At 43.1% G+C, this 1,175-nt stretch carries 1 protein-coding gene; it reads right to left on the minus strand.

The window, feature by feature from the left end; translation table 11 throughout:
* Positions 1-34 precede the first annotated feature (34 nt).
* The coding region (locus B6K83_RS18085; RefSeq protein WP_085286233.1) for an IS256 family transposase at positions 35-1,175 on the minus strand (1,141 nt) is incomplete at its 5' end.

Below are 1,175 nucleotides of genomic sequence, written 5' to 3' on the forward strand. Positions count from 1 at the left end.
GAGGGCGTTCAGAATTCTGTGTCAGCCTAAATTGCTAAATATCTAATACGCCATCTAACCTACCTTCGAAGTGGATGGCTAATTGTGACAGTGTCAGGTTCCAATTATGGATTGGCATTGTCCATTTCTTTGAGGCGTTTAATATGCCCGCATACAATAATTTCATCAAGCTATTTTCGTTAGGGAATGCGCCTTTAGTTTTGGTTAATTTCCTAAACTGACGATGCACGGCTTCAATGGCGTTGGTGGTGTAAATAGCTTTGCGCACGTAATCTGGGTATTTGAAGTAAACCGATAGATTAGCCCATTTGCGACGCCAAGAATCAATAACAATGGGATATAGCTTGCCCCATTTATCCTCTAGCTCGTCTAATGCTGCTTCAGCGGCATCTTTAGTCGCTGCACGGTAAACAGGCTTTAAATCTGCCATAAACGCTTTTTGGTGCTTAGATGCTACGTACTTCATCGAGTTTCGAATTTGATGAATAACACACTGCTGAACCTCTGTTTCAGGGTAGATAGTGCCAATGGCTTCTGGGAAGCCTTTTAGCCCATCAACGCACGCAATTAAAATATCGGATACGCCACGATTGTGTAAATCGGTAAGCACTGAGAGCCAGTAATTAGCGCCTTCACTTTCTGATACGTATAGGCCGAGTAACTCTTTACGGCCTTCAATATTAATACCGAGCACAGTGTAAACCGCCTTACTAACGTAACGGCCACTTTCTTTGATTTTATAGTGGATAGCATCGAGCCAAATAAACGGATATAGCGTATCAAGGCTACGTGATTGCCATGCTTTAAGCTCTGGGATTAACTGGTCAGTTATACCAGTGATGATGGCTTCTGAGACTTCAATGCCATACATTTCCTGAACGTGGCTGCGAATATCACGATAGCTCATGCCTAACGCAAACATGGATAGGATTTTCTGGTCAATTTCAGGAGTGAGCTTGGTTTGATTCTTTTTAACAAGCTGAGGCTCAAATGAGCCTGTTCGGTCTCTTGGCGTTTCAAGCTCAAACTGACCTACGGATGATTTAACGGTTTTCTTACTTGTACCGTTCTTACGATTAGGCTCGGGATCTGCTCCTAAGTGTTGTTCTAGCTCCGCTTTTAAAGCGGCTTCGGTTAATTGCTTGATAAGCGGTGTTAAAACACCATCTTCACCT

The sequence above is a fragment of the Colwellia chukchiensis genome (assembly GCF_002104455.1).
Taxonomy (GTDB): Bacteria; Pseudomonadota; Gammaproteobacteria; order Enterobacterales; family Alteromonadaceae; genus Cognaticolwellia; species Cognaticolwellia chukchiensis.